Below are 23,872 nucleotides of genomic sequence, written 5' to 3' on the forward strand. Positions count from 1 at the left end.
GGAAGGACGAACCATGACGCAAGCAACGATGGTCGATAATCGCGTTCGCGCTGACCGACCGGCACACATCCCCGAAGCGCTTGTCAGGGACATCGACATGTACGCCCTCGACGGGATCGACCAGGGCTTTCACGAGGCCTGGAAGGCCTTGCAGACACCGGACATGCCTGAACTGGTGTGGACACCGCTGACCGGTGGACACTGGGTGGCCACGCGCGGCGAAGTGATCAAGGAAGTGTACAGCGATCCTGCCCGGTTTTCGAGCGAGGTCATCTTTCTGCCCAAGGAAGCCGGCGAAAAGTACGGCATGGTGCCAACGCGGATGGATCCGCCTGAACACACGCCCTATCGCAAGCTGCTCGATACCGGATTGAATCCCGGACAGATCCGCAAGATGGAAGAGCAGGTGCGCCAGGCCGCCATCGACCTGATTGAGCCGCTCGTCGCCCAAGGGCAGTGCGATTTCGCGGCGGACTATGCCAACGTCTTCCCGGTCAAGGTGTTCATGGCTATGGCAGGCCTGCCAATGTCTGACGTCCCCAAGCTGGCCGTCTTTGCCAAGGACATGACCCGCCCGGCTGGCAGTTCGCCGGAGGAAATGGCGGCGACGCTGGATGCAGCCAACAAGGGCTTTGATGCCTATGTCGATCCGATCATTCGCGAAAGGCGCGGCAAGAATGGCACCGACCTCATTTCGGTGATGGTCAATGGCTCGATCAACGGCGAACCGATTTCGCATGAAAAGGCCGTAGGGCTGATTTCGCTGCTGTTGCTGGGCGGTCTCGATACTGTCGTCAACTTCCTCAGCTTTTCGATGATCTACCTTGCCCGACACCCGGAAAAAGTAGCGGAAATCCGGGAGGATGAATTGAAATTGCGTCGGGGTGTCGAAGAACTCTTCCGACGCTTCCCGGTTGTTTCGGACGCCCGGATGGTGGCCGTGGATCAGACTTATCGCGGCGTGGACCTGAAACAGGGTGACATGATTCTCCTTCCCACGGCACTGCATGGGCTTGATGCCGGGGAGCATGCCGATCCGTGGGATCTGGATTGGGAACGCAAGTCTGTGCAGCACAGCACGTTCGGTGGCGGTCCCCACCGTTGCGCGGGTCTGCATCTCGCCCGTTTGGAAGCGACGGTAACCCTTCAGGAATGGATCCGGCGCATCCCGGCGTTCAGCCTCGCGTCCGGGGCGAACCCGGTTTATCATTCGGGCATCGTCGCTGCTGTCGAAAACGTCCCGCTGGTGTGGGATGCAGTCGCGGCGGGATAATCAATCGGTGCCGCGATGCTCCGGCGCCGCGGCGGCGATATCCAGCGTCTGCATGATCGCGCTTCGGCCAATGCCCAGCGCGACGGCGTTTTTCAGATGAACGCGGAAGCCGGGGCGGAAGCGGTGGCTGGGTGCGGCATCGCAGGCCAGCGCGGCCAGTTCCTTGATCCGCGCCCGCACCGTGCCGCTGCGCCACGGGATGGCGCAATATTCGAAAAAGCCGGTGAAGATGTCGGGCGAAAGCCGCAGCATCGCTTCGAGGAAGCCCGGCAGTTCGGCGGAAAAACCGGTCCAGAAAGGATCGGTGCCGACATGGCGGTCCCACAGCGCCTGACGTTCGGCATCGAACGGTGCAGCGGCATCGATCAGGCCGCGCGCGCTGGCGGCCGCAAGCACCGCTGACGCCGAAACCATCAGGGTGTGAACGCCAAGGCCGGACGTGAGCGCGAGAATTTCCTGCACTTGCGCGACGGTTGCGCCTGCATCGAAGCAACGTGCAATTGCTGCGTCCATCTGCGCGCGGTCAAGTGCCGTAACCGACGCGCTGGCCGCCAGCGTCACCAGCGCGGTGCCTAGCGCATCAAGCGGTTCGCCGTCGGCTATTCCACGGGTCAGTTCTTCAGCTTCTGCGCGCAATGCGTCGATGGATATAACGGTCATTCAAGGACTTTGACGATGAGGTGTGTTTCTGTCAACTTATGTGTTGACTGGATCGTGGGCGTTGATCATATGGATTGTGAGAGAGGGAGTCGGAACGTGTCGTCGCTCGAACAGCGCATTGGAATACTTGAAGACAGGGCAGCCATTCAGGATCTGGTTGCCGTGTATTTTCGTGCGTCCGATGATGATGACTACGCCGTCATGGCGCAGTGCTTTACGCGCAAGGCGCGCTTCCAAGCTTCGGGGTTTGAGGATGCTGCAGGGCGCGATGAGGTTGTTGCGCTGATCAAGGCGGCGCGGGCGGGCATGGGGCAAACCGTGCATACGCCCAACTACGTCCACATCAGCTTTACCGGCGCAGATACCGCTGACGGCGAGGTTTGCGCGCACCTTGAGCTAGGCTTGGGCGAAGCCACCTATTTCGGCGCAGTGCGTTACATCGATCAATACGTGCGCGAAGACGGGCAATGGCGGATTGCTGTGCGGGCGATGAAGGTCGTTCACATCGCGCCTTGGTCCGAAGTCGTCGGTTCGTTGACGACCGCGCTGAACGTGCGGTGGCCGGGCGCCGATCCGCTGCCCTCGGATTTTCCGAGAATGCCGACCGGGTGACGTCTTTTTTTTGCGTGAATCGTCAACGTCTGTGTTGAACTATCAAGCGCCGAAAAGCACGGGCCGGTTGATAAAACTGACCAAAGTATGAGGAGAGATATTGTGGATCATGCCAACGCTGTGGACCGGATCGTCGAGGAACGCGCAATCGAACGCATCGTGTTCGACTATGCCTACTATCTCGACATGAACATGCCCGAAAAGATGATTGAGCTGTTCGTCGATGATTGCGAAGTCAGCTATGCGCCCAATTTCGGCGCAACCGGGATCGAGGATTACGCCAAGACGCTTGACGGCATCGGCACCTTTTTCCGCGCAACATCGCACCATGTGTCGAACATCGTGATCGACTGGGTGAGCGACAGCGAAGCCACGCTGCGCGCCGCCGTGCTGGCGATCCACCGCTACACCAAGGAGCGCCCTGACGGCATTCTTTATGGCCAGTACCATGATGTCGTGGTCAAGCAGGACGGCCAGTGGAAGTTCAAGAAGCGTATCCTCAAGACCGTGATGACCACCGATTATCACGTCCGGGCATCCAACCCCATCGGCCGCGTGGAGTGACGGGCATGGCGGGCGAATATGCCACGATCCGCATAGAGCACGAAGAGGCGCTCAGCTGGATCGTGCTCGATCGGCCTGAGGCGGCGAACGCATTGTCCCCGCAACTGCTCGACGAATTCGCCCACGCGCTTGAACGGTTGAAGCACGAAGGCGGGCCGGTCATCGCCATTCGCGGCGAGGGCAAGGGATTTTGCGCGGGCATGGATCTGGGCAGCTATGGCGCGGGCGACAGCGGCCCTGCCGATCCGATGGGCGACCATGCCCGGCTGCGCGCCAATGTCGATCGCTGGCTGCTGATGTGGGATCATCCCAAGCCAGTGATCGCAGCGGTGCATGGCTTCTGCCTTGCCGCAGCGGCGCAGATGTGTGTGTTCACCGACATTACTATCGTGGCGGACGATGTACGCATCGGGGAGCCGACAATTCCGATTGGTGGCGGCTTCATCGCGCCGACATGGGTCAGCCTGGTCGGTCCCAAGCGCGCCAAGGAATTTGCCTTCGTGCCGGGCAACTGGATTGATGGGCCAACGGCGGTGACGTGGGGTTGGGCCAACCACTGTGTGCCTGCCGCCGACCTGATCCCGGCGGTCCGTTCACTGGCGCAGCGCATCGCGATGACGCCGCCCGACGTGCTGCGGCTGAAGAAACTTTCGATCAACCGCGCCACCGAGGCGGCAGGCTTCCGGCAGGCGCTGTCCGGCATCGCTGAAATCGACGCGCTGCTGCACATGGCACCGGCGGTGCTCGAAGTGCGGCAACGCATGAAGGAACAGGGCCTCAAGGCCGTCATCCAGCAGTTCAAGGTTGCGCCGACGAGTCCGCTCGTCGCGCCGAAGGAGTAATCATGGCAGACGTAGAATTCACCATCGATGGACATGTTGCGCATGTCCGCCTGAACCGCCCGCAGGGCCTCAATGCGATCACGCAGGACATGGATGACCTGCTGCTGGATGCGTGGAACACGATCAACGCCGATCCTGACATCTGGTGCGCGATTCTTTCGGCCGAGGGCGAGAAGGGCTTCTGCATCGGTGCGGATGTTTCGGGCGGAGCCGAGTGCAAGACGCGTATGGCGCTCGGCGGCGGTTTGACCGGTATCGGCGGTCCGCTGGTCACGCTCAAGAAGCCTTTGATCGCGGCGGTGCAGGGGTTCTGCGTGGGCGGCGGATTTGAACTGGCGATGTGTGCGGATATTATCGTCGCTGCCGAAACGGCGCAGTTCGGTCTGCCTGAAACCAAGGTCGGCATAATCGGCGAATGCGGCGTTGTGCACCGGGCCATGCGCCAGTTGCCACACCATATTGCCATGGCGATGATCCTGACTGGCGAACGGATCAAGGCCGATGTGGCCGAACGCTTCGGACTGGTGAACGAGGTCGTGCCCTTTGCCGATCTTGCCGCGACCGCGCAGAAGTGGGCCGGCAAGATCAATGCTGCATCGCCGCTCGCCAATCAGGCGGCAAAGGCTGCGGCGCTGGGGCGTCTCGGTCATCCGCTCGAAGTTGCGCTGATGTCGCGTTTCGAGGAGATCGAGCAGTACGCCGAAAGCAGCGACAAGCGCGAAGGCGAACTGGCCGGTGCCGAACGTCGCAAGCCGGTGTGGACCGGGCGCTGACATGAGCGGCCACTGCGCGGAAACATGTGATCGTTCGCAGCCGGACGAAACGGATATCCAGGTCAAGTCCGCCCGGTGTCTTGACGCCGCAGGTTGACCGCGCGTGTCTGCCAACCTTGGTCATTATCCGCCCAATCCGGCGTATGGCAGTGGCATTTTCCGGCGGCGGATCAGCTTTTCGTCATGGGGCAACGGCATTCAGGTGTCGTTGCTCGACGATTTTCATGAGATGGCGGTTGCGCTGTTTGTCGAAGACGGGGTGATTGCCGATGTAATCGCCGGGATGGACCGGTTTCCCAAGACCAGTTGCCCCGGCGCGACGGCGGCGTTGGGATTGCTGCGCGGAATGCCTGCAAGCGGAACGTCGCCGTCTTTGACGAGCGACGAGCGCGGCGGTCAATGCACGCATCTGGTCGATCTTGCCCGGTTGGGCCTGTCATGGATGGCGCGGGGCGACTTTGCGCAGACTGTCGAAGTGTCGTTGACCGACCGTGACGAGACCCGCCACCAGCGATTGACCGTCAAGGTCGACGGCGCGCTGGCGCTGGAATGGGTGCTGCATGATGAAGTTATTGCGGAGCCGGTGGAGCATTGCGGACAAAGCCTGTTCGGCGGGTTCACGCGCTGGGTGCAGGAACGGTTTTCTTCGGCAGAGGCGGACTTGTGGCGGATAGCGCAGATGGCGGTTTTCGTGGCGCGCGGGCGGGCGTATATCGTCGATGGACCTCAGCCGCGCCGCGTTTCGGAAGAGCCTGCGCGGCAAGGCGCATGCTACAGTTTCAGTGGTGCCGCCTTCGAGACGGCGTATGACAATACAGGCTATGTCCGCGACATGAGCAAAGGCTTTCCGCCGCGCTTCAAGGCCGCGAAAGAAAACATAAAATGAGGAGCTTGAGATGACCGCGATTGCCACCATCGATGAAATCATCGACGAGGCTCGCAATGGGCGCCCGTTCATCCTGGTCGATGCCGATGATCGCGAGAACGAGGGCGATATCATCGTGCCTGCCCAGTTTGCAACGCCCGATCGGATCAACCAGATGGCGATCCACGCGCGCGGGCTGATCTGCCTCGCGATCACCGCGCAGCGCGCGCGCGATCTCGAACTGTCGCCAATGTCGAGCGACAACCGCTCTGGCCATGGCACGGCGTTCACCGTCTCGATCGAGGCGCGCGAGGGCGTGACCACCGGAATTTCGGCTTTTGACCGCGCCCGCACGATTTCGGTCGCGGTGAATGCGCAGAGCGGCGGGGGCGATCTGGTGTCACCGGGGCATGTGTTTCCGCTGGTTGCGCGCGATGGCGGCGTGTTGGTGCGGCCGGGTCATACCGAGGCTGCCGTTGATATTGCACGGCTGGCAGGCCTTATCCCCGCCGGCGTGATCTGCGAAGTAATGAACCCTGACGGCACGATGGCCCGGTTGCCGGACCTTGTGCCTTTTGCTGCCGAACACGGCATGAAGATCGGCACCATCGCCGATCTGATCGCATGGCGTCGCAAAACAGAAACTCTTGTCGAACGCGTTGCGAATGGACCTTTCGACAGCCATTACGGCGACAGTTTCACCATCCACGTCTATCGCGATCTGGTTGATAATTGCGAGCATGTCGCGCTGGTGCGGGGGCATGTCAGGCCAGGTGTCGATACGCTGGTACGGGTGCACCAGTTCGATCTGACCGCCGATTTGCTCGGCTATCGCAATGCCCATCCCGATTACGTGCCTTCTGCCTTGCGGCAGATGGCGGCGCACGACGGCCCTGCCGTAGCAGTATTCGTGCAGGACCCGGACAGGGCGTCGATCTCGCGCCGGGTCATGGGCGGGCGCGGAGAATATGCGCGGTTGTCAAGTGATCGCGATTACGGCATCGGCGCGCAGATCCTGAAAGACCTTGGCGTCGAGCGGATGGCGCTGTTGACATCGAGCAGCCGCAAGATGGCGGCGCTTGAGGGTTTTGGCCTCGAAATCGTGGATCGTCGCGCCATTGCCGAAAGTTGACGGATTGGAGCAGGTTGCCAGCGCAACACGGACTTTGCCGCGCAAAACCTCTGGTCATCGGCTTCCGAGGTCGATACGCCTCACGCCATGGTAACGACGAGCAACATTTCAAAGCGCCGCAAATCCGCGCTCGAAGAAGGCAGCACTGACTATCTGGCAAAGCGCGCCGAACTTGTCGAGATCGCGGGGCGGCAGTTCAAGGCCCACGGTTTCAAGGCGACGACGCTGGCTGAAATCGGACACAAGGCGGGGCTGGATCGCGCCACGGTCTACTACTACTTCGGCAGCAAGGAAGAGCTGTTCCGCGAATGCCTGCGCGTCGGGGTGGAAGCCAACATCGCGGCGTGCGAGGAAATTTTCGCCGACGAGACGCTTGAATCAGCGCAAAAGCTGCGCGCGGTCATAACCCAGCTGATGTCAGCCTATGACCAGTACTATCCTCATATGTACGTCTACATCCAGGAAGAGATGAGCCGGGTGACCGGCGAGAAGAGCGCCTGGGCGCAGCGGATCGTCGCCAAGACGCGCACGTTCGAACGGATCGTCCTCAGCCTGATCAGCGAACTGATTGCGAAGGGCGAAATGCGATCAGACATTGCCGTGTCGGTTGCGGCCAACGCGGTATTCGGAATGCTGAACTGGACCCACCGCTGGTATCAGCCGGGCGGAACGCATTCGGCGCAGGAAATTTCGGATTCGTTCTGCGAGATCTTCTTCAGCGGCATGCAGAAGCGGTAACGCGATCTCACAGGCGGGTGCGCAACGCCCGCTTGTCGACCTTGGTTGCCGACATCGGCCATTCGCCATCGTTCATGAAGAACACGGCGCGCGGCACCTTGTAGCTGGCGATGCGGCCCTGGCAGAAGTCGATAAGCTCCTGTGCGGTGGCGGTGTGGCCCGGACGCAGTTCGACAAAGGCCACGGGAACTTCATCAAGGCGCGGATCAGGGCGGCCGACCACTTCGGCAAGCTTCACTGCCGGGTGGCTGCAAATATACGCCTCTACCTCGATTGCGGCGACGTTTTCACCGCCGACTTTCAGCATGTCCTTGGCGCGGCCATGGAATGTCAGCTGGCCATCGGCACCGCGCGCATACAGGTCGCCGGTGTGCAGCCAGCCTTCGCTGTCGAGCGCTTCGGCGGTCTTTTCGGGCGAGCGATGGTAGCCTTCCATCACGCAATAGCCGCGCACAAGAATTTCGCCCACGGCACCGGGAGCCGCTTCGGTGCCGCTATCCAGATCGACGATCTTTACCTCGATGCCGGGCACGGGCTTGCCCTGGCTGATCGTGCGTTGTTCCGGCGTTTCGTCGGGTGCGCACAGAGCAAAGATTCCGGCGGTTTCGGTCATCCCGCAAGCCTGCATGAACTCCGCTTCGGGAAAGGTACGCTGGGCGCGGTCCACAAGGGCAGGGGGCGCGATCAGCAGCACCTTGCGCAAGGCGGCGAGGCGCTGCGGGGCGAATTCGGGATGGTCGAGCAAGGGTTGCAGGATCGCGGGGAACCATGGCCAGGCCACGGTCACCCTTTCGCGCTCCATCAGGTCGAGCGCGCGGCCCGCGTCGAAAAACACGTCGGTTACATATGTTCCGCCGGTTCCGATTGCACCGATGAACGGCGCAAACGATCCGATGTGGAACAGCGGTCCGCCGCCCCAGGTCACGTCATGGTCACAGGCGCGGAAACGGCTGCTGGCGCGCTCCACCGGCCCGCGCGTCACGGCTTCGTGGGTGAGCAGGCAGCCCTTGGGATTGGCCGTGGTGCCCGAAGTATAGATGATCAGGGCGGTGTCGCGCAGACGGGTGGCGCGGCGGGCCTGATCGACTGTGCTGGCTGAGACTTTTGCGGCTGCTTCTGCGAAGGCGTCGCGCGAAAGAAACCCCGCAGGTGCTTCGCCTTCCAGCACGACGATCCCGCGCAACTGCGGGGCTTCGGCTAAGGACAGGGTTCCGCCGCCAAGGCTGGCGCCAAGCGAGGGCAGGGCGCTGGACAGCACCTCGCGGAAATCGACAAAGCGCGTGTCGGCAGCGGTCGTCAGGATCAGCGCGAGGTCCGCATTCTCGATGATGTAACCCAGTTCGCGGCTTTTGTGCCGTGCGTTGAGCGGGACCGCCACGCAGTTGGCGAGAGCCGCGCCGAACAGCGCGGCCACCATCTCACGGCTGTTGTTCGCCAGAATGCCGACGTGCGCGCGGGGCCGAAGACCCATGCCGATGATGCCGCGCGCGATCTCGATCGAGGCATCGCGCAGTTCGGTGTAAGTCATGGCAAAGTCTGGCATGACCAATGCGTTGCGATCGGGAAACCGCGCGGCGCTGCGCACCAGCAAGTCCGCCAGGGGGCAAACCTCGGACCACTCCGTGAACGTCAAGGCACTACTCTCCCGCATCAATGCTTATTGTTTGCCGAAATTATAGGATCGCTCCCGGCTGTCAACGCTAATGTTGATTTGCGGGAGAGTGATGATCCCGTTCAGGCCATTTCGAACCCCTCGTAATCCATGTACGCCACTTGCTCGCAGCGTTTGCGGTACTCCGGCCCACCGCCAACATGGACCAGTGTCCGGCGTACGATCGTGCCATCAGGCTTCGTGGTCGTCCTTACCCACCAGGCATTGGCTTCGGCCAGCAGGGTGCGGGCAAAGTCGCGGTAGACGGATTCGGTCCACTCATCCTCTGCCGCTTGCGATGCTTCGGCAAAGGTCAGGCCCTTGGCTGCCATGTAGACCAGCATCTGTGTCACCCATTCTGCCTGAAGCCCGCCACAAACGCCGACGTTGCAGAAGGCCGAGCCGTTGTGCGGGCCGACCAGTGTGTAGAAATTGGGGAAGCCGCGCGCCTGAAGGCCCAGGAAAGTCGTCGGTCCATCGGCCCAGACGTCCTTGAGGCGCGCTCCGCCCTTGCCGCGGATGTCGATCCGGTCGAGCGATCCGGTAACCGCATCGAAGCCCGTTGCGAAGATGATCACGTCGAGTTCGTAGAAGGCGTCTGCCGTCTGGATGCCGGTTTCGGTGATCTCGACGATCGGTGCCTCACGAATATCGACGAGGTGAACATTGTCCTTGTTGTAGGCCTCGTAATAGTTCGTTTCCATCGGGACGCGCTTGCCGCCGAACGGGTGATCTTTGGGGATCAGCTTTTCAGCGATGGCTTGGTCCTTGACCCGTGATCGGATCTTGTCGGCAACGAAATCGGCAAGGAACTTGTTCGATTCCTTGTTGACCAGCAGGTCGCGGAAGCCGCTGAGCCAGATGCCGTAACCGGGTTGATTGTAGAGGTTTTCGAAGAAGGCCTCGCGTTCCTCCGCAGGCACATCAATCGCCTTGCGCTGATCGCGGTGATAGGGGAATGCCGTGTCGGTGATCTTCACATATTCGATAATGTTGGGGTAGCGCTTGCGGATGACCTCCATCTCGTCCTTGCTGATCGGGGTGTTGCCCAGCGGTGTGCACCAGTTCGGCGAACGCTGGAACACCTGAAGCTGGCCTGCCTTTTCGGCGACGATCGGGATGATCTGGACCCCGGTGGCGCCGGTTCCGATAATGCCGACCCGCTTGCCCGAAAAATCGATTTCGCGGGGAAGTCCGTTCTCGTCCACCGGCCAGCGTGACGAGTGGAACGCCTCGCCCTTGAACGCAGTGATGCCCTTGATGTCCGGCATTCTCGTGGCCGAGAGCGGGCCGGTGCATGAAATGAGGAAGCGGCAGGTCAGGACTTCGCCATTGTCGAGCGTGACCTGCCAGACGTTGCCTGCGTTCAGATAATGCGCCGCGACGACCTTGGTGTTGAAGCGGTAATGCTTGCGCACGTCCATCGCATCGGCCGCGCGATTGGCATAGCGCAGCATTTCGGGTTGCGAGGCGAAGCGCTCGTTCCAGTCCCAGTCGGGGATGATGCCCTTCAGCGCGAAATAGCCGTAGGCGTAGCTTTCGGTATCGAGGCGGCAGCCGGGATAGCGGTTCCAGAACCAGGTTCCGCCCACATCGTTGCCCGCCTCGATCCCGCAGACCGACATGCCATTCTGTTCGAGCAGATGCGTCTGGTAAATGCCGGTCACCCCGGCACCAATGACCACTGCATCGAAATCGGGCTTCTGTTCGCCAACAATCATCACTGACACCTCTGGAATGCGGCAGCCGGTTCAAGCCATTGCCTGACAAATATACTAACAAGAATATATATATTCTGTCAAGGCTATAATGTGTTTTGTGGGAATATCCCGCCAGTGTCAGGGCACGGGCATGCGCTCTCCGCAGGCGCGTAAGTCCTTGCGAAAATGCGTTGAAATAGAAGGAAAAGGAAACGCAGCGGGATGTTGAAGCCGCAGCTGCATGCAACCCTTATGCAGGCCTCATGCGGAATCGTCGGCAAGGTAGGCGCGCGGGTCGGGCACCCCGACGGTCCTCAGGGCCAGTGCCGCAAGCTCGCGCGCGACCGATTCGGCCACCCAGCGCCCTTCGGGCTGGAACCATGTGAACGCCCATGATGCCATGCCGCCCAGCGCCGAGGCAGCGAGCGAGGCATCGGCAATCTCGAACTGGCCGCAGGCCTTCCCTTCGTTGAGCAAGCCCCGCAACATGCGGTGGAAGCGCTGCTTCGAGGAATCGATGGCAAGTCCTTCGTCCGCCGGCAGGCTTTTTGCCTCACGAAAATAGAGCGCAACCTCGCGGCGATGCTCGATCTGCAATTGGACGAAATAGCGGATGATCTGCGCCAGCCGCGTTGCCGGATCGCCGCTTAGCGTGGCGCTGAACGCAACCGTCCGGTCTGCTGCGGCGGCCCCAGCATGGCAGACTGCGACCAGCAGTTCCGCCTTGCTGCGAAAGCGCGAATAGATGAACTGCTTGGTTACTCCCAGGCCTTCGGCGATGGATTCCAGCGATGTCGCCTCATAGCCTTTGTCGAAAAACTGCCCGATGGCTTCTTCGAGAATCCGGCGACGCTTGATTTCATCGATCTCGGCTTTGATCGAATTGATTTCAGGCTGGGCGGTCGGCATTTTGCTGGACATCGGCCTCATCGCTTGAAGATTGGAAAACATCGCCGCCTTCCGGGTCCGGTCGGGCCGAAGCGCTGCGTGCAATCCCTGCCGAGTGTGGCAGGTAAAATCAACCAGTTGCGTATTTGCTCCCCGCCCGGCCACTTTTGGCATGCAGCACAGGGCGGGCGGTTGGCGCAGTGCGCTAATTATGGATATGGATCGTCCGGTTAATGGCAATGGACGCTGGCAATCGCGCCCGATAGGTCCCGCATGGCTGGGGAACCGGCCATGGTCGCGTTGCGATATAGGGGCATTCACCGAATGAAGCTGGCTTTGCGCGTTCCCGCCGGGCGATTGGCGCTGGCGCTGAGCGTACTGGTTTCAGGAACGTGCCTGCTTGCGTCCGCTGATGCTACCGCCCCTGCCGAGACCGCGCTGGCGCAAAGCCACGCTGCAATGGTCGAGCCAATGCTCGAAAAGTATTGTTCACGCTGCCACAATGATTTCGACAATGTCGCCGGGCTTTCGGTCGAGAATCTTGGTGCAGCCGATATTGCAAGCGGGCGCAATGCCGAGGCGTGGGAGAAGATCCTGCGGCGCGTTGCATCGGGCGAGATGCCACCGCATTCCAAGCCGCAGCCTGACATGGCGCAGCGCGCGGCATTCGTTGCCTGGCTGGATGGCGGGCGGGCGCAGTATGTTGCCGCCAATCCCGATCCCGGCCGGATGGCGGTGCGTCGCCTCAATCGCTTCGAATATGCCAATGCGGTCAGGGACCTGCTGGGTGTCGAAGCCGATGTGGCGCGCGATCTGCCGCCGGACAATTCCGGTTTCGGATTCGACAATATTGCCGACGTGCTGAGCGTTTCGCCAACACTGATGGAACGCTATGTCGCGGTTGCGGGCAAGGTGGCACGGCAGGCCACGGGACTGGTGCCCGCGCGTCCTTTCGTGACGACGTGGCAGGTGCCCAAGGACGGCTCTGTAATGAATTCGGGCGTCCCGGCGTTCAATGAAAGAGCAGGCGGTGATCTGCCGCTGGCGTCGCGCGGAGGCACGGCGGTTCGGTATTTCGCGCGCCATGATGGCCTGTACGATGTCGTCGCCTGGCTCAATTCCAATACGAACAACGAAACCGACCGGCTGGTGGAGGATCGCTATTCGCTGCGCCTGCCGCTGACGGCGGGGACTCACCGGATCAGCCTGTCCTTCCGCCGCCAGACATGGCCGGACGAAACCGTGCAATGGTTGCGCAACAGCACGGACTACGTACCGCTGCCTCTTGACGCGCCGAAACCGCTGCCGGTGGACGTGTGGGTGGACGGCAAGCGGGCGGGTACATTGCAAGTGCCTTCGTTCCGCATGCATCCGCGCTATTCGCAGCGCAATTTCCCGCGCGATGTGCTGCAACTGGACGTGGCGGGGCCGTATGACGCGAAGGGCATGACCGAGACGCCGGGCCAGCGTGCGGTGTTCCGGTGTCGGCCACGAAATGCAGCGGAGGAAGCGCATTGCGCGCAGACCATCGTGACCTCTCTGGCGCGACGGGCATGGCGAAGGCCGGTAAACGCAGAAGACATTGCACCGCTGATGCGTCTTTATGGGACAGAGCGCGCCCGTGGCACTTTCGAGCAAGGTATAGAGGCGGCGGTCGAAGCCATCCTTGTTTCGCCGCAATTCCTGTTCGTGGTGGAAAGTCCGCCGCCCGCGGGCATTTCTGGCGCGGCTTATGGCGTGTCCGATATCGATCTTGCCACGCGGCTGGCGCTGTTCCTGTGGAGTTCTATCCCTGACGAACGGCTGCTTGCGCTGGCAGAACAAGGGCGCCTTCGCGCGCCGGGCATGCTGGATGCCGAAATCGCGCGGATGCTGGCAGATCCCAGAGCACAGGCCCTGACCGAAAACTTCGCGGGCCAATGGCTCTATCTGCGCAACCTTGACCAGCAGCGCCCCGACATCACCGAATTTCCCGATTTCGATACACGGCTGCGCCAGGCGATGGCGACCGAGACGAAGATGTTCTTCGCCTATGTCATGGGTGCGAACCGCCCGGTGACCGAATTCATCCGCGCTGATTACACGTTCATCAACCAACGTCTGGCGCGGCACTATGGCATTCCCGGCGTGAACGGCACGGCTTTTCGCAAGGTGAGCCTTGATCCCGCAACCATGCGTGGCGGGCTGCTGGGGCAGGCGAGCATCCTGACGGTGACGTCCTATGGCAATCATACGTCGGTGGTGAAGCGGGGCAAGTGGATTCTCGACAATATGCTCGCCTCGCCGCCACCGCCGCCACCGCCCGACGTGCCTGCGTTGAAGGCGGAACATGACGGGCGCAAGCTGACCGCGCCAGCAACTGGAATTGCACCGCGCCAACCCCAGCTGTGCCGCCTGCCACACCAAGATGGACCCGCTGGGTTTTGCGCTGGAAAACTTTGACGCGGTGGGGGCGTGGCGCACGGTCGATGCCGGGCAAGCGATTGATAATACGGCGACCCTGCCGGACGGACGCGCCATCACCGGATTTACCGGTTTGCAGCAGGTGCTGCTGGATCGGCGCGACGAGTTTGCGCAGGCCTTCACCGAACGGCTTATGACTTATGCCCTCGCGCGCGGGCTTGGTCCGCAGGACATGCCGGCCGTTCGTGCCATTTCGCGCAAGGCGGCGCAGGAGGATTATCGTGTGCAGACGATCGTCAGGGGCATCGTGACCAGTCCGGCCTTCACCATGCGACGCGTTCCGGCGCTCAAGGTGGCTTCGGCGGAGGCGCGGCGATGATCGTGCGCCGCCCGTCGATTTCGCGCCGGACCGTGCTGCGCGGTCTTGGAACCACCATGGCGCTGCCGTTTCTCGAAGCGATGATGCCGAATGCCAGGGCGGCGGATGTGGCGCAGCGGCCCAAGCGGCTGCAAGTGTTCTATACACCCAATGGCATGACCATGGCGGAATACCGGCCGGCAGCGACGGGGACCGGCTTCGCCCTGCCGCCGACGCTCGTCCCGCTGGAGCCGCACAGAAAGGACATCCTTGTCGTCAGCGGCCTTGGCCATCCGCAGGCCGCCGCCTTCGGAGACCGTCCGGCGGGGCATGGGCGTTCGTGCCCTGCGTTCCTGACCGGTACGCACGCGAAACAGACGGAAGGCCCTGACATCCGCTGCGGCATTTCGATGGATCAGGTCTTTGCCGCGCATCTGGCAGATGCCACGCAGATCCCCTCGTTCGAACTGGGGATTGATCAGGCGAGCCTGCTGGGCAGCTGCGACATCAATTATTCATGCGCCTATACCAACGGCATATCATGGCTGACGCCAACCGTTCCGCTGCCGGTGACCGCCAACCCGCGCGACGTGTTCGAGCGCCTTTTCGGCGATGGCGAGGCGCTGGACGAAAAGACCCGCTTGGCGCAACTGCGGCGGCAAAGCTCGATCCTCGATTTCGTGCGAGAGGATGCGGCGCGGCTGTCCGGCGCGCTGGGGATGGAAGACCGCCACAAGCTGGACGAATACCTTGACGCCACACGCGCCATAGAAAAGCGTATCCAGCGCGCGCAAACCTCTCCCGCAGCGGCACAGGTCGCGACGATGCAGGCTCCGGCGGGTATCCCCGACGATTTTGCCGAGCACGTGAAACTGATGATCGATTTGCAGGTCATGGCGCTTCAGGCGGATATGACGCGGGTTGGCACGTTCATGATCGGGCGCGAGATTTCCAACCGTACTTATCCCGAAATCGGTGTGCCGGATTCGCACCATATGCTCAGCCACCACGGCAACAGCCCGGACAAGATAGCCAAGCTGGCGGTCATCAACCGCTATCACATGCAGTTCTTCGCCTATATGCTGCAAAGGCTGAAGGACACGCGCGATGGCGAAGGAACGCTTCTCGACACGATGCTGGTGATGCGCGGCTCGGCGTTCGGCGATTCCAACGATCACGATTTCATGGACCTGCCGGTGATCCTTGCGGGCGGGCTGGTGAAGGGCGGACGGCATCTGCAAGTGGCCAAGGGCACATCGATGTCTGACTTGATGCTGTCGGGGCTGAACCTGCTCGGCGTTCCGGCAACACGCTTTGGCGACAGCAGCGGGCCACTTAAGGGTTTGACCGATGCTTGAGGTGGTCGCCGGGTTGCTGCTTGCCGGGGCGTCTCCGGTGGCAGAGGCGATTGCTGCCGACGATGCGGTTGCGTTGCGGATCGCGCTTGAAGGCGGAGCGGGTGCCAATGGTGCGCTCGAATATGGCGAAACGCCTCTGGCGCGGGCTGTGGAAGTGCAGGACCCGGCGCTGGTCGCGCTGTTGCTGAAGCATGGTGCAAAGCCCGATGGTGCCGATGCCAATGGCCTGACACCGCTGGCGCTGGCTTGCGAACGCGGAAATCCGGCGATCGTCACCGCGTTGCTTGATGCCGGTGCCGATCCGCGCAAGACCGGAGCGGAAGGGGCCTGGCCACTGGCACTGTGTGCAAGGTTTGCGCCGCCAGAAACCTTGGCGGCGCTGCTGGCAAAAGGTGCCAGGGCCGACAGCGTCGATCCGCGCGGGCAGACGCCACTGATGTGGGCTGCTTCTGCCGGAAAGGTTGATGCCGTGGCCATGCTGGTCAAGGCGGGAGCCAAGGTCAATCGCGTGACGCCGGGCGGTTTTACCCCGCTGTTCTTTGCCATTGCGGGCGGGAATGCCGATGCGGTGGCGATGCTGATTGGCGCGGGGGCGGATATTCGCCATCGCGGGCCTGAGAACACCAGCGCGCTGCAAATGGCGCTGTATCAGAAGAACTGGCGCGCGGCCGGGCTGCTGCTGACAAAAGGTGGCTGGGATCTTGCCGAAATCGACCGCAACGGCAACCGGCCCATGCATGTTGCCGCTGCGGCAGGGCAGGGCGCGCTGGTTTCCGCGCTGCTGGCCATGGGTGCAGACGCCAATGGCCTGACCGGTGCATCAAGGGTTACGTGGGTGACCGAGGCGAACTTTGGCGTACCGCCACCGCCCGTGCCGCCAACGCCGCCGCTGATCGCCGCTGCGCAGGCTGGGCAGGCCGCCACGATGAAGCTGCTGGTCGAGGCAGGGGCGGAGAAAGGCTTCGTCCTGGCAAACGGCACCAACGTTGCTTTGGCCGCAGCATCCAGCCAAAGTCCCGATGCACTCGCTCTTGCGCTGGAACTGGCGCCGGATGTCGATTTTGCCGATGCCAATGGCATGACCGCGCTGCACCGGGTGCTGGGCAGCGCATACCATCCCGGCCTGGAACCGATGCTGAGCCTTCTGGCAAGCCGTGGTGCCCGGACGGACATTGCCGACAAATATGGACGCACAGCCGCGACCATGGTCGACAATGGCCTTGCCACTGTGCGCGAGGCCTATTTCAAGGTATTTCCCCAAAAATCGCCTTCCGCTTTGGCGCTGAGGCCGTTTTGATCGCGACAGCTACAGGACAGAATATTGCCATGACCAAGCACCCTATCAGGATCATCGCCACCGCCCTTGCCATGATCGCAGCAACTGGCGGCACGCTGGCAGTTGCTGCTTCCGCCACCGATACGATTGCCGCGCGGCAGGCCAATTTCAAGAAAATGGGCGGGGCGATGAAAGTGATCAAGGATGAACTGGCGGGTGGTGCCGACAAGGCCAGGATAACCGGCGCGGCCAGGATTCTTGCCGCCATGGCACGCGCGCAGATGCCGCTGTTTCCCAATGGCACCGGGCCATCTGCCGGCAAGACCGACGCTTTGCCCGCGATCTGGAGCCAGCGCGCCACATTCGATGGCCATGCGAAGAAGCTGATTGCCGAGGCCGACAAACTGGTGGCTGTGGCTGGCAGTGGCAATGCGGCCGGAATTGGCGCGCAGTTCAAGGTTGTTGGCGGAACTTGCAGCGGCTGTCACAAGCAGTTCCGGGCCGATGACTGATCGGCCAAGGTGGGAGGGAGTATGGCGGTGAGGCAAAAAGTCCGGGTCTGGGATGTGCCGGTGCGGCTGTTCCACTGGTCGCTCGCCGGGCTTTTCGCGTTTTCATGGTGGAGCGGTGAAAACCACGAGATGGAGTGGCACCGCCAGTCGGGCCTGCTGATCCTTGCGCTCCTGCTGTTTCGCCTGTTCTGGGGTTTTGCCGGATCACGCACCGCGCGGTTTGCGCAGTTCATCAAGGGACCGGCCGCGGTAATTGCCTATACGCGCCAGACGGCGGGCGCCCATGCGAGCGACGGGCACAACCCGCTGGGCGGGTGGAGCGTGACGGCGCTTCTGGCGGTGCTGCTGACGCTGGTCATCGCGGGGCTGTTCTCGGTCGATGTCGACGGACTGGAGTCCGGGCCGCTGGCAGGCTTCATCAGCTTCGATGCCGGACGCACTGCTGCCGAAATCCATGAGGTAGCGTTCAAGACGGCGCTGGCGCTGGTCGGCCTGCATCTATGCGCGATCGCCTATTACCAGTTCTTCGTCAGGCGCGATCTTGTCAGCCCGATGATCACCGGCAAGCGTACGCGGGATTTTGGCGATGCGGTTGACGACGTTCGCTGGTCACCCCTGCGTGCTCTGATCGGTCTTGCAGTTGTCCTTGCGCTGGTATGGGCGGTATCGAAGGGTTTTCATTTTGCCAGCGCGGGCGAGGTGTAGCCCGGATCGTGCGTGAACGGCAGGGGACGGCTTTCGCGCAGGGCGTCAAGCACTTGCGCAAAACCGGTCGCGCAACGAAAACCGAGGCGGCGTTCAGCGTGTGACGCATCGTAAACGCGGCCGATACTGCTTGGCAGGCTCCACCCCTTCGCGGCGTAAAGGTCTGCTGCATCGGGAAAATAGCGCACAATCACCGCAGCGGCGTCCGCCTTCAGTTCGCGCACCTCGCTGCGGTGGAACGGCGTGGCTGCCGATAGCACGAACAGATCGAAGCCGAGTTCTGGCGCGCGGTTCAGGGCGGCGACATGGGCGTCGGCGGCGTCTTCCACCGTCAGGCGGCGGTTCAGCAGTTCATTGGCCTTGAGATTTTCGCCCAAGGGCGCTGTGTGCGTATCGTCATCTTCCGGGAAGAAACGGCCTGTGCGCAGAACCACGCAGGGCAACCCGTGTTCATGGGCATAGATGCGGCAGAGACCTTCCGCGGCAAGTTTGGTCACGCCATAGATATTGCGCGGGGCAAGCGGGCCGGTCTGTTCATCCAGCCACACGGCGGCATCGCCTGCCTCATCGCGCACGGACTGGCTGATCATCAACGAGGTCGTGGACGTGAACACGAAACGGTCATGTCCGGCGGCTTTGGCTGCCTGTAGCAGGTTGAGTGTGCCGGTGACATTGACGTCGGTGAAGGCCTGTTCGGGGTAACGCACGATGTCTGGCTTATGCAGCGCGGCAGCGTGGATCACCGCGTCGATGCCTGACGCAAAGGCCTGTTGCACCACATTCCGGTCTGCCACCGAGCCGACGATCTGCGTATCCGGGCCAGGCGCTATGTCGAGACCGATGACACTGTGGCCGGCCTCGCGCAGCCGCGTGGCGAGGGTTCGGCCAAGCCAGCCGGTCGATCCGGTCAGCAGAACGCGCATGGATGTCTCGTCCTGTTTCAGGCGAGCCGTTCGGGGACGGCCTGTGCTTCTTCGGCCAGCGTATCGGCAGTCATCACCGCTTCCCAGGGGAACACGAACCAGCGCTTGTCCTGTGCACGGTCGATCTCCTCGGCGGTGTAATCGACACGCGCCTGCGAACGGCAATTGTCCATCAGCACCGCAAAACGCAGGTTTTGCGGGTTGCAGCCATTGTCGGCGAGCAGTTTGCGGATGTAGACGATGGTGCCGCCGCTGTCGTTGATGTCATCGACGAAGAGCAGGCGCGTACCGTCGGCCGATTTGCCTGCTACCTTGCCGAGCAGTTCATCGGCAAAGCCCGGCACTTTCGACGAATGATCGATCGAGAGCATCGGCACTTGCAATTCGTGGCTGATATAGACCGCTGGCACAAGTCCGCCGCGACCGATGCCGATGATGAAATCGGGCTTCCAGCTATCTGCCGATAGTGTGCGCGAAAGGCCACGCACTTTGGCGAGGAAATCCTCGTAGGCGATGTAATTGAGCACCGGAGGGGCGGAATCGGTCATGTCCGAAAAATCCGTTGGCAAGTCTGAGAGATTCGCGGGGTATCGCCTCGCGCGGCGGTGGGCAATCGTGCTTCCCACGTCTTTTTGCGCCACTGCGGGCCGCAGTCAGTTTCGCGAAGGCCTATTGCACGACGGCGGTCGGGTCCGATGGATAGGCCAGCTGGCCGAACGCCGTCTGCATCTCTCCCAACACGATATCGGCGGCATAGGATGGCGGGCGCGCGGCGGCAGTGCAAAGCGCCAGTGTCATCGGGCGCAGCACCGGATCGGAAATGCGGGTGAACGAAAGCAGGCCCGCCCTGACTTCGGTCATCACGTCAAGCGAGGTGAGAATGCCGATGCCCACACCCTGCAACACCAGCGAGGTGATCATCTGGAGATTGTTGCTCGTCGCCTTCTTGTCGAGCGTTGCGCGCGTGGTGCCTTCGAGAACGGCGATCTGCTGGTGTACCGCCAGCGCGGGCGAGGGCACGACGACGGGAGAGCCGATGCAGGCCGAAAAACGCGCCTCGCTCTGCTGACCGAAGGGGTGGCCCGCTGGCGTGATGAAGCCGAGATGCACGTCCACGAAAGCGCGTACGGTAATGTCACGATAGGATTCGGGATCGAAGAAAATGCCGAAATCGACTTCGTTGCTGGCGATCATCCGGCGGACCTGATCGTTTCCGGTCACCTTTACGTCGATAGTGATGCCGGGATAGCGGCTCTGGATCGATTGGATCGCGGCAGGAATCGCGCCCTTGGTCAGGGCGTCTATCACCGCGATTTCCACATGGCCGCGCTTCAACCCGCGCAAGTCTTCGATCTGCGCACGCACCTCGCTGAGGCTCTTCTGCCAGCGCCCGCCTGCGGCCATCATGATCTCGCCTGCGGAGGTCAGGCGCAGCCCGGTGGGCAGCCGTTCGAACAGCGGCATGCCGATCTCGGCCTCGACATTGAGGATCTGCCGATCGATCGCGGAGGCGGAGACGTTAAGCTCGTCTGCCGCCTTGCGGATCGAGCCAAGGCGACCGACGGCGAGGAAATATCGCAGAAAGCGGGAGAATGCAGGCAATTTGACCCTACCTAATTTTTGCAACGCTGCGTGGGATTCATTGCGTTTGTAGGGGACACGTCAAGTCCCTACTCAATTGTCGTCGCATTTTTCGCGATGGAGGGCACACGCATGACGGGGGGTGGTTCGGCAAGTAGCTGGCGTGCGCGCATGCGCTCCATCCTTGTGGGTGCTGTCGCGATGCTGGCCCCGACTGCGGCGCTGGCAGAAGCCTTGCCATTTGATCCTGCGCGTGAAACTGCCGTGGCGGCCCTGTTCGACAAGGCCAGGGCAAGTCCGCCTGCGCTGCGCATTTTCCTGCGCGAAATGCCAAAGGGTGGCGATCTGCACAATCATCTTGGCGGCGCGATCTATGCCGAGGACTTTCTGGAATGGGCGGGGGCAAAGGGCTTTTGCGTTGACGCCAGCGGCTCCGGCGTAGTCCCGCCGCCATGCCCGTCCGACCGCGCGATCGATCGCTTCGCTGTTGCGGACGAGTTTGGATATGACCGTCTGGTCAACACCATGTCCACGCGCGGTTGGCAGCGCGGGGTGGGTCGCAACGACACGACCGGGCACAACCAGTTCTTCGCTTCGTTCAGCCGTTTCGGCCCGATTGCGAACGAGACCGCGAAAATGCTCGTTGCCGCACGACGGATCGCGGCGGGCGACAATCTTTCCTATCTGGAACTTGATCACAACACGGCGACGCTGGTTGCCTCGCTTCCCGCAGCGCCCTCAGGCCCGCTGGCCGAACCCGATCTGGCGCTGCGCTATGCTGCCGAAGTCAAGGTGCTGGCACCCCTTGTATCTGGACGTTGTTGGTTGATTGCGATGTAATCGGCTGATCGCCGGGGTGGGTGGCCACCCACCCCGGCGCTGCGGTGCTGTCGCCCGTCACCCCTCAGGCAGTAACCGTAAGGGAGCCTGGGACCAGCACCGCTTGTCACGCACGACCGAATAGTCGGCAGGTGTCTCAACCGTACGGACAAGGCAGGTTACCGTGATCGAAACGATTTGTGGAGTGGATGTTAGCAAGGCCTGGCTTGATGGCTGGATCGAGGCCGGCGGCTATCGCCGGTTCGCCAATGATGAGGCGGGGATTGCTGCGTTGGTGGACTGGGCCGGTCGCCATGGCGCAGGGCTGGTGGTGATGGAATCCAGTGGCGGGCTCGAACAGGACGCATTCCTGGCGCTGTGGCGCGCAGGCATGCCCTGTGCCCTGACCAATCCCAGAGCGGTACGGCATTTTGCCGAGGCGATGGGGCGGCTGGAGAAGACCGACCGTATCGATGCAGAGGTCATCGCCTGCTTTGCTGCGGCACGGCGGCTACGGCCAACGCCGCCACCTTGCGACGAACAACAAAGGCTTAGCGCGCTTTCTGCCCGGTTGCGGCAAGTGACAGGCGATATCACGGTGCAAAAGCAGCGCCTGCATTCCACCCGCGATCCGCTTGCCCTTGCCAGCCTGAAAGAGGCCATCGCCTTCTTCAATACCCAAGCCAAAGCGCTGGCCCGTGAAATCGCAGGCCTGATCGAACACGATCCCGTCTGGACCGCGCTTGATCGCACACTGCGCTCGGTCAAGGGCGTGGCAGATCGCACCGTTGCCACCCTGCTGGCCGAACTGCCCGAAATCGGAACCCTGTCGAACAAGGCCATCGCCAAACTTGCAGGCCTTGCGCCCATCGCGAACGACAGCGGCAAACGATCCGGTGCCCGATCTATCCGTGGTGGAAGAAGCTCTGTCCGCTCGATCCTCTTCCTCGTCGCCGACATCGTGCGAAAATTCGATCCGGCCATGGCAGAGTTCCGCCAACGCCTGCTCGACCAAGGTAAACCCAAAATGGTCGTCCGCATCGCCCTCGCCCGAAAACTGCTCGTCCGACTCAACGCAAAAGCACGCGAAACAAGAGCTGAAATTGGTCAGTGACACTTGACCTGTCAGATAGTCGCTCCTGCCCAAGGCGCGCGCCGAACTTGATGCAGACGAGGCGGCGGCGGAAAAGGCCATGGCCTGCGGTACGCCCGGTGCAGAGGCAGGCTGCAAGGTGGCGGTGCATTACCTGTTCCAGGCGTTGCGCGCATTGCCGCCGGGACCGGTCTATCGCTCGCTGATCCTTGGCTTCATGATCGCCGATGCCGATCCGCGCTTTGTCGGCGTAAATATCGTCATGCCAGAGGACGCCTACCCCGCGCGGCGCGATTACAAACTGCACATGGCGATGATCCGCTTCCTCGCCGCAAAGTACCCGAACGTGAAACTTTCGCTCCACGCGGGCGAGGTTACGCTGGGTCTGGTCCCGCCGCAGGATTTGCGCGACCACATTGCCCAGGCGGTGGCGGTAGGGGCAAGGCGCATCGGCCACGGCACCGGCATCGCCTTTGAGGACAAGGCCGAGGACACGCTGGCCCGCATGGCGCGTGATGGCGTGGCCGTGGAAATCAACTTGTCCAGCAACGACGTGATCCTTGGCGTGAAGGGCGAGGATCATCCGCTGAACCTCTACCGCGCGCATGGTGTTCCGGTGGTGCTTTCGACGGACGATCAAGGCGTATTGCGATCGGACATGACCAATGAATATGTCCGCGCCGCGCGCGAACAGGGCCTTGGCTATGCCGATCTCAAGAAAATCGCGCGGGCAGGGTTGCACTATTCCTTTCTGCCGGGCGCTTCGCTGTGGAGCGATCCGGGGCTGCCAGTGCCGATAGCCATGTGCGCCGATCTTGAGGCGCCGGGTTGCGTCAAGTTCCTGTCGGAAAACGGCAAAGCCCGGCTGCAGGTGGAGCTGGAGCTGCGCTTTGCCGCGTTCGAGCAAGCGCGCTTGGCACGGGCGGGGACGCCATGATGACAAGGCTTCTGTCCGGCAATGGAGCAGGACCACATGCAATAACAGTCAAGGTGCGCGACTTGCGTATCGCCGCCGGAGCAGCGGCGTGATCGAAGGTACGACGGCACGGTAAAACCAGGGAGAGGCGCGGTTCAACCAAGCGCATCCGGCCTTCGCGAGAAGGTGGAGCGAACAAGCGTCCAAGGGGGGTTACGTCAATGCAAGAA

General features: G+C 62.1%; 23 protein-coding genes and 1 pseudogene. 17 read left to right on the top strand and 7 right to left on the bottom strand.

The features are described from left to right. Nucleotides 1–13: 13 nt before the first annotated feature. Nucleotides 14–1,273 (top strand): cytochrome P450, encoded by a 1,260-nt coding sequence (locus LUA85_RS05805; protein ID WP_231467745.1) that lies wholly within the window; start codon nucleotides 14–16, stop codon nucleotides 1,271–1,273. On the opposite strand, the gene LUA85_RS05810 is transcribed toward LUA85_RS05805, so the two are convergent. Beyond that, on the bottom strand, nucleotides 1,274–1,933 hold the full coding sequence (locus LUA85_RS05810; RefSeq protein WP_231467747.1) for a carboxymuconolactone decarboxylase family protein: 660 nt from the start codon (nucleotides 1,931–1,933) through the stop codon (nucleotides 1,274–1,276). A 96-nt stretch (nucleotides 1,934–2,029) separates the two neighbouring features. Here LUA85_RS05810 and LUA85_RS05815 point away from each other — a divergent pair, with 96 nt between their 5' ends. The 7 genes from LUA85_RS05815 (at nucleotide 2,030) to LUA85_RS05845 (ending at nucleotide 7,459) form a co-directional block, all read left to right on the top strand. Next, the gene (locus tag LUA85_RS05815; protein ID WP_231467749.1) at nucleotides 2,030–2,545 is read left to right on the top strand and encodes a nuclear transport factor 2 family protein; all 516 of its coding nucleotides are present in this window, start codon (nucleotides 2,030–2,032) and stop codon (nucleotides 2,543–2,545) included. A gap of 87 nt (nucleotides 2,546–2,632) precedes the next feature. After that, nucleotides 2,633–3,109: a nuclear transport factor 2 family protein gene (locus LUA85_RS05820; protein ID WP_231467751.1), complete on the top strand. Its 477-nt coding sequence runs from the start codon at nucleotides 2,633–2,635 to the stop codon at nucleotides 3,107–3,109. Nucleotides 3,110–3,114: 5 nt separating this feature from the next. Then, a complete protein-coding gene (locus tag LUA85_RS05825) occupies nucleotides 3,115–3,951 on the top strand; it encodes an enoyl-CoA hydratase-related protein (RefSeq protein WP_231467753.1) in 837 nt (278 codons plus the stop codon). Nucleotides 3,952–3,953: 2 nt separating this feature from the next. Next, nucleotides 3,954–4,724, top strand: coding sequence for an enoyl-CoA hydratase-related protein (locus tag LUA85_RS05830; protein ID WP_231467756.1), 771 nt, complete (start codon nucleotides 3,954–3,956; stop codon nucleotides 4,722–4,724). A gap of 103 nt (nucleotides 4,725–4,827) precedes the next feature. Continuing rightward, on the top strand, nucleotides 4,828–5,610 hold the full coding sequence (locus tag LUA85_RS05835) for a DUF2889 domain-containing protein (protein ID WP_231467757.1): 783 nt from the start codon (nucleotides 4,828–4,830) through the stop codon (nucleotides 5,608–5,610). Nucleotides 5,611–5,620: 10 nt separating this feature from the next. Further along, entirely contained in the window at nucleotides 5,621–6,721 is a 1,101-nt protein-coding gene (gene ribB / locus LUA85_RS05840) for a 3,4-dihydroxy-2-butanone-4-phosphate synthase (RefSeq protein WP_231467759.1), read from the top strand. Between the two features lie 87 nt (nucleotides 6,722–6,808). Further along, nucleotides 6,809–7,459, top strand: coding sequence for a TetR/AcrR family transcriptional regulator (locus LUA85_RS05845; protein ID WP_231467761.1), 651 nt, complete (start codon nucleotides 6,809–6,811; stop codon nucleotides 7,457–7,459). A gap of 7 nt (nucleotides 7,460–7,466) precedes the next feature. On the opposite strand, the gene LUA85_RS05850 is transcribed toward LUA85_RS05845, so the two are convergent. From LUA85_RS05850 to LUA85_RS05860, 3 genes are all read right to left on the bottom strand, one after another. Next, the gene (locus LUA85_RS05850) at nucleotides 7,467–9,092 is read right to left on the bottom strand and encodes a class I adenylate-forming enzyme family protein (protein WP_231467763.1); all 1,626 of its coding nucleotides are present in this window, start codon (nucleotides 9,090–9,092) and stop codon (nucleotides 7,467–7,469) included. A gap of 101 nt (nucleotides 9,093–9,193) precedes the next feature. Next, nucleotides 9,194–10,831 (bottom strand): NAD(P)/FAD-dependent oxidoreductase, encoded by a 1,638-nt coding sequence (locus LUA85_RS05855; RefSeq protein ID WP_231467765.1) that lies wholly within the window; start codon nucleotides 10,829–10,831, stop codon nucleotides 9,194–9,196. A 240-nt stretch (nucleotides 10,832–11,071) separates the two neighbouring features. Then, nucleotides 11,072–11,731, bottom strand: a complete 660-nt coding sequence (locus tag LUA85_RS05860; RefSeq protein ID WP_231467767.1) for a TetR/AcrR family transcriptional regulator — start codon at nucleotides 11,729–11,731, stop codon at nucleotides 11,072–11,074. A 438-nt stretch (nucleotides 11,732–12,169) separates the two neighbouring features. Here LUA85_RS05860 and LUA85_RS05865 point away from each other — a divergent pair. The 6 genes and pseudogenes from LUA85_RS05865 to LUA85_RS05890 form a co-directional block, all read left to right on the top strand. Beyond that, nucleotides 12,170–14,105: pseudogene (locus LUA85_RS05865) on the top strand (DUF1592 domain-containing protein); the annotation flags it as partial. Next, on the top strand, nucleotides 14,106–14,480 hold the full coding sequence (locus LUA85_RS05870; RefSeq protein ID WP_231471782.1) for a DUF1585 domain-containing protein: 375 nt from the start codon (nucleotides 14,106–14,108) through the stop codon (nucleotides 14,478–14,480). It begins immediately after the preceding pseudogene. Beyond that, nucleotides 14,477–15,817 carry a DUF1552 domain-containing protein gene (locus LUA85_RS05875; protein WP_231467769.1) on the top strand — a complete coding sequence of 447 codons (1,341 nt, stop codon included), beginning with the start codon at nucleotides 14,477–14,479 and terminating at the stop codon, nucleotides 15,815–15,817. Before LUA85_RS05870 ends, LUA85_RS05875 begins: the two co-directional genes overlap by 4 nt. After that, on the top strand, nucleotides 15,810–17,114 hold the full coding sequence (locus LUA85_RS05880; RefSeq protein WP_231467771.1) for an ankyrin repeat domain-containing protein: 1,305 nt from the start codon (nucleotides 15,810–15,812) through the stop codon (nucleotides 17,112–17,114). Before LUA85_RS05875 ends, LUA85_RS05880 begins: the two co-directional genes overlap by 8 nt. 29 nt (nucleotides 17,115–17,143) lie before the next feature. Continuing rightward, nucleotides 17,144–17,605 carry a cytochrome c gene (locus LUA85_RS05885; RefSeq protein ID WP_231467773.1) on the top strand — a complete coding sequence of 154 codons (462 nt, stop codon included), beginning with the start codon at nucleotides 17,144–17,146 and terminating at the stop codon, nucleotides 17,603–17,605. A 21-nt stretch (nucleotides 17,606–17,626) separates the two neighbouring features. After that, nucleotides 17,627–18,310, top strand: coding sequence for a cytochrome b/b6 domain-containing protein (locus LUA85_RS05890; protein WP_231467775.1), 684 nt, complete (start codon nucleotides 17,627–17,629; stop codon nucleotides 18,308–18,310). Here LUA85_RS05890 and LUA85_RS05895 read toward each other — a convergent pair. From LUA85_RS05895 to LUA85_RS05905, 3 genes are all read right to left on the bottom strand, one after another. Then, complete coding sequence (locus tag LUA85_RS05895; protein ID WP_231467777.1) at nucleotides 18,283–19,233, bottom strand: NAD(P)-dependent oxidoreductase; 951 nt, start codon at nucleotides 19,231–19,233, stop codon at nucleotides 18,283–18,285. The two genes, LUA85_RS05890 and LUA85_RS05895, sit on opposite strands and share 28 nt — an antisense overlap. 17 nt (nucleotides 19,234–19,250) lie before the next feature. After that, nucleotides 19,251–19,781, bottom strand: a complete 531-nt coding sequence (locus tag LUA85_RS05900; RefSeq protein WP_231467779.1) for a phosphoribosyltransferase — start codon at nucleotides 19,779–19,781, stop codon at nucleotides 19,251–19,253. Nucleotides 19,782–19,902: 121 nt separating this feature from the next. Next, on the bottom strand, nucleotides 19,903–20,835 hold the full coding sequence (locus LUA85_RS05905; protein WP_231467781.1) for a LysR family transcriptional regulator: 933 nt from the start codon (nucleotides 20,833–20,835) through the stop codon (nucleotides 19,903–19,905). A 150-nt stretch (nucleotides 20,836–20,985) separates the two neighbouring features. On the opposite strand from LUA85_RS05905, the gene LUA85_RS05910 reads away from it, so the two are divergent. From LUA85_RS05910 to LUA85_RS05920, 3 genes are all read left to right on the top strand, one after another. Further along, nucleotides 20,986–21,654: a hypothetical protein gene (locus tag LUA85_RS05910; RefSeq protein WP_231467783.1), complete on the top strand. Its 669-nt coding sequence runs from the start codon at nucleotides 20,986–20,988 to the stop codon at nucleotides 21,652–21,654. 163 nt (nucleotides 21,655–21,817) lie between these two features. Next, nucleotides 21,818–22,747 carry an IS110 family transposase gene (locus tag LUA85_RS05915; protein WP_231466349.1) on the top strand — a complete coding sequence of 310 codons (930 nt, stop codon included), beginning with the start codon at nucleotides 21,818–21,820 and terminating at the stop codon, nucleotides 22,745–22,747. 25 nt (nucleotides 22,748–22,772) lie between these two features. Then, nucleotides 22,773–23,663 carry a hypothetical protein gene (locus LUA85_RS05920; protein ID WP_256448268.1) on the top strand — a complete coding sequence of 297 codons (891 nt, stop codon included), beginning with the start codon at nucleotides 22,773–22,775 and terminating at the stop codon, nucleotides 23,661–23,663. The last annotated feature ends 209 nt before the right edge of the window (nucleotides 23,664–23,872 follow it).

Origin of the sequence: Novosphingobium sp. CECT 9465 (assembly GCF_920987055.1) — a bacterium.
In the GTDB taxonomy this organism is placed as follows: Bacteria; Pseudomonadota; Alphaproteobacteria; order Sphingomonadales; family Sphingomonadaceae; genus Novosphingobium.